The organism is Catellatospora chokoriensis (assembly GCF_011297315.1).
GTDB lineage: Bacteria > Actinomycetota > Actinomycetes > Mycobacteriales > Micromonosporaceae > Catellatospora > Catellatospora citrea.
The window spans coordinates 1-4,289 of sequence record NZ_JAAOTI010000065.1; the positions used below are offsets into that span (position 1 = coordinate 1).

Genomic DNA, 4,289 nt, shown 5'->3' on the forward strand with positions numbered 1-4,289 from the left:
CCACCGCGTACGGCACCAGCCCGGTCTGCGGCTCGGCTCCGGCCGTCGTCGGCATCGGCCGCACCAAGGCCGAGAAGATCTGGTACCGCGCGCTGGACGTGTACTTCACCTCCAGCACCCGCTACGTCAACACGTCCACCCCGGCCAACACCTCGCGCGCCTACACCCTGTCCGCCGCCACCGACCTGTACGGCCTGTGCTCGGTCGAGTACAAGACCGTCCAGGCCGCCTGGACCGCGGTCAACGTGGCGGGCAACGACGCCGCCTGCCCCGCCGGCAACGACTTCTCGCTGGCGGCCTCGCCCGCCTCGGGCTCGGTCAACCCCGGCAGCTCGGTCAGCAGCACCATCACCTCCACGCTGACCAACGGCAGCGCGCAGACGGTCAACCTGACCGCGAGCGGCCTGCCCAGCGGCGCGACGGCGACCTTCAGCCCGTCCTCGATCAACTCGGCGGGCGGCACCTCGTCGCTGACCATCGCCACGGCCGCGGCCACCCCGCCCGGCACGTACGCCGTCACCATCACCGGCACCGGCGCGAGCTCGACGCGGACCACGACGTTCAACCTGACCGTCAACGGCCCGCCCGGCTGCTCCGGCACCAACTCCACCGACGTGGCGGTCCCGGACAACACGACCGTGGAGTCCTCGATCACCATCTCCGGCTGCACCGGCAACGGCGGCTCGGCCAGCACGGTCGCGGTGAACATCCTGCACACCTACATCGGTGACCTGGTGGTGAACCTGGTCGCGCCGGACGGCAGCACGTACCTGCTGCACAACCGGACCGGTGGCAGCGCCGACAACATCAGCCAGACGTACACGGTGAACCTGTCCGGCGAGGCCGCCAACGGCACCTGGAAGCTGCGGGTGCAGGACGCGGCGTCGGCCGACACGGGCACCATCGACACGTGGACGCTGAACCTGGCCGGCAGCACCCCGCCGACCTGCTCCGGCACCAACGGCACCGACGTGTCCATCCCGGACAACACCACCGTCAACAGCCCGATCACGATCGCGGGCTGCTCGGGCAACGCGTCGGCGACCTCGACGGTCGCGGTGAACATCGTGCACACCTACATCGGTGACCTGATCGTGACCCTGGTCGCGCCGGACGGCAGCACCTACGTGCTGCACAACCGGGCCGGCGGCAGCACCGACAACATCAACCAGACCTACACCGCCAACCTGTCGACCGAGGTCAAGAACGGCACCTGGAACCTGCGGGTCCAGGACGCCGCCTCCGCCGACACCGGCTACATCAACAGCTGGACCCTGACCCTGTAGGTCGGCACGACAGCGAGGGGCCGCGGTGCACACCGCGGCCCCTCGCCCTGCTCCAGCGTTCAGACCGCCGGGTGTGCGGGCGCGTCCAGTCCGCCGGCCAGCTCGCGCAGCAGCGGGCCGTACTCCGGGTGGGCCAGCGCCGTGGCCATCTGGGCGACCAGGTAGTCGGCCGGGTTGCCGGTGTCGTACCAGCGGCCCGAGATGACCTGCCCGTACACGGCCCGCGTCGCCGCGTAGGCGTTGATCGCGTCGGTCAGGTAGACCTCGCCGGTGCGCCGCTCGTACCAGCGCTGGGTCTGCTCCCGCAGCTCGTCGATGATGCCCGGGGTGACGACGTAGCCGCCGATGGCCGCGAACGCCGACGGCGCGTCCTTCGGCTTGGGCTTCTCCATCAGGCCGGTGATGCGCATCAGGCCGCCGTCCAGGTCCTCCTTGACCACCGGCACCCCGTAGCGCTGCGAGTCCTCCGGGCTCATCGGCATCAGCGCCAGGACGGGGCAGTTCGTCGCCTCGTACGCGCGGATCAGCTGCTGGGCGCGGGGCACCTCGGCGACGAACACGTCGTCGGGCCACAGGACCAGCATCGGCTCGTCGTCGAAGTTGCGGGCGGCGTTGAGCACCGGCGTGCCGTTGCCGTACGGGCCGTGCTGGTCGAGGTAGGTGATGTGCCCCTGCTGCGCCAGCTCGGCGATCTCCTCGACCGCGTCGGCGTAGGCGGTCTTGCCGTCCGCGCGCAGCTGCTCCACCAGCGCCGGGTTCGGCCGGAAGTGGTCCTGGATCAGCGACTTGCCGCCCGAGATCACGATCGTGATGTCGGTGATGCCCGAGGCCACCAGCTCGCGCACGGTGTGCTCGATCACCGGCTTGTCGCCGACGGGCAGCATCTCCTTCGGAATGGCCTTGGTCAGGGGCAGCAGCCGGGAGCCGAGGCCCGCGGCCGGGATCACGGCCCGGCGGATGGTCGAAGGCATGAGATCTCTCCAGGTCAAGTGACTCAGCGGTACACCCGACGCTAACAGGCGATCAGGTCGACAGCGCGCGGCCCACGCCCGGAACGTCCCATACATCACCGGCGGAACCGGCCCCGACCCCCAGGACTCGTCCACGACATGAGACGCCTGCTCGCCCTGCTCCCGGTGGTGGCCCTCGCCGCCTGCACCCCCGCGGCCCCCTCCCCGGGGCCGTCGTCCGCGCCGACCGCCGGACGGACGAGTTCCCCTGCCGCGACGCCGTTCCCGGACGACGGCGTGGCCCAGGTGTCGTGCGACCACGTGATCGGGACCGAACCAAGCCCGGCGGCGCGGCTGCCGGTGCTGCTCGACGCCGTCGCGCTGCCGGTCGCGCAGCAGCTGCAGGTAACCGCCGTCGACGGCCGGTGGTGGGCCAAGCAGGGCCTGGTGGTGCGACCCGGCACACCCGTCGACCTGGAGATCGTCGGCGAGGCGGCGCTGACCTCGACGATCGGCTGGGGCAACCCCGGCCCGGCGGTCACCCGCATCCGCGTGTTCTGCCCCGACCTCTACGACGTGCCCGGCTGGTACGTCTTCGCCGGCGGCTACACCGTCGACAAACCCCGCTGCCTCCCGCTACGAGTCCGCTCCGGCACCCGCGAAACCCTCGCCCGCATCCCCGTCGGCGCCCCCTGCTGACCCGTCGCGGCGCGCATTGGTGCAGTTTCGGGGAATCTGCTGCAGTCAGTCACGCGGTGCCTGCAGTTTCCCCGAAACTGCAGGCTGACCCGCGACGGCGCGCGACGCCGCCTGACGACGGACCGGGCCGGTGGGTGAAGATGGGGCCATGACGGCTGAATTTCCCGGGGGCGATCCGCTGGTGGAGCGGATGCGCCCGTTCGGCACGACCATCTTCGCGACGATGTCGGCGCTCGCCGTGAAGACCGGGGCGGTCAACCTCGGACAGGGCTTTCCCGACACCGACGGGCCCGCCGAGATGCTGGACGCGGCCGCCGCCGCGCTGCGCGGCGGGTTCAACCAGTACCCGCCGGGGCCGGGTTTGCCGGTGCTGCGCGAGGCCGTCGCCGCACACCAGCGCCGGTTCTGGGGGCTCGAGTACGACCCCGACGGTGAGGTCGTCGTCACGGCCGGGGCCACCGAGGCGATCGCGGCAGCCATCCTGGCCCTGTGCGAGCCCGGCGACGAGGTCGTCTGCTTCGAGCCCTACTACGACTCGTACGCCGCGAGCATCGCGCTGGCCCGCGCGACCCGCCGCCCGGTGACGCTGCGCCCCGGCCCGGACGGGCGTTACGCGTTCGACCCCGACCAGCTGCGGGCCGCGTTCGGCCCGCGCACCCGGCTGGTGCTGCTCAACTCCCCGCACAACCCGACCGGCAAGGTGTTCACCCGCGCGGAACTGCAGCTCGTCGCCGACCTGTGCCAGGAGTACGGCGCGTACGCCGTCACCGACGAGGTCTACGAGCACCTGGTCTTCGACGACGCCGGATCGCCGCACGTGCCGCTGGCGACGCTGCCCGGCATGCGCGAGCGCACCCTGCGCATCTCGTCGGCCGGCAAGACGTTCTCGTGCACCGGCTGGAAGGTCGGCTGGGCCAGCGGCCCTGCGGCGCTGGTCTCGGCGGTGCTGCGGGTCAAGCAGTTCCTCACCTTCGTCAACGCCGGCCCGCTGCAACCCGCCGTCGCGGTCGCACTGAACCTGCCCGACACGTACTTCACCGGCTTCACCACCGGCCTGCAGTCCCAGCGCGACCAGCTCCGCGCCGGACTCGCCGACGCCGGTTTCACAGTGATGCAGGCGGAAGGCACCTACTTCATCACCACCGACATCCGCCCCCTCGGCGGCACCGACGGCATCGAGTTCTGCCTCGCCCTACCCGAACGCAGCGGCGTCGTAGCGATCCCGTCCCAGGTCTTCTACGACGACAAGGACGCCGGCCGCCACCTGATCCGCTTCGCCTTCTGCAAACGCCCCGAAGTCCTCACCGAAGCCATAACCCGCCTCAACCCCTAACCCCCCACCCCCACCCCACCC

Annotated in this window: 4 protein-coding genes; 3 read left to right on the forward strand and 1 reads right to left on the reverse strand. The window is 71.3% G+C overall.

Going from position 1 to position 4,289, the window contains the following annotated elements; genetic code table 11:
* Window positions 1-1,286, forward strand: a 1,286-nt coding sequence (locus HAV39_RS41895) for a proprotein convertase P-domain-containing protein (RefSeq protein WP_191844634.1), incomplete at its 5' end; no start/stop codon positions are given.
* A 59-nt stretch (window positions 1,287-1,345) separates the two neighbouring features.
* Here HAV39_RS41895 and HAV39_RS41900 read toward each other — a convergent pair.
* Window positions 1,346-2,257: a UTP--glucose-1-phosphate uridylyltransferase gene (locus tag HAV39_RS41900; RefSeq protein WP_191844635.1), complete on the reverse strand. Its 912-nt coding sequence runs from the start codon at window positions 2,255-2,257 to the stop codon at window positions 1,346-1,348.
* Window positions 2,258-2,395: 138 nt separating this feature from the next.
* Between HAV39_RS41900 and HAV39_RS41905 the strand changes: the two genes are divergently transcribed.
* Window positions 2,396-2,935: a hypothetical protein gene (locus HAV39_RS41905; protein ID WP_191844636.1), complete on the forward strand. Its 540-nt coding sequence runs from the start codon at window positions 2,396-2,398 to the stop codon at window positions 2,933-2,935.
* Between the two features lie 148 nt (window positions 2,936-3,083).
* A complete protein-coding gene (locus tag HAV39_RS41910; RefSeq protein ID WP_191844637.1) occupies window positions 3,084-4,268 on the forward strand; it encodes a pyridoxal phosphate-dependent aminotransferase in 1,185 nt (394 codons plus the stop codon).
* Window positions 4,269-4,289: the final 21 nt, after the last annotated feature.

Bases quoted from the DNA above. Each gene is read 5' to 3' on its own strand.
- HAV39_RS41900 (WP_191844635.1), bottom strand. From the start codon at position 2,257: ATGCCTTCGACCATCCGCCGGGCCGTGATCCCGGCCGCGGGCCTCGGC.
- HAV39_RS41905 (WP_191844636.1), top strand. From the start codon at position 2,396: ATGAGACGCCTGCTCGCCCTGCTCCCGGTGGTGGCCCTCGCCGCCTGC.
- HAV39_RS41910 (WP_191844637.1), top strand. From the start codon at position 3,084: ATGACGGCTGAATTTCCCGGGGGCGATCCGCTGGTGGAGCGGATGCGC.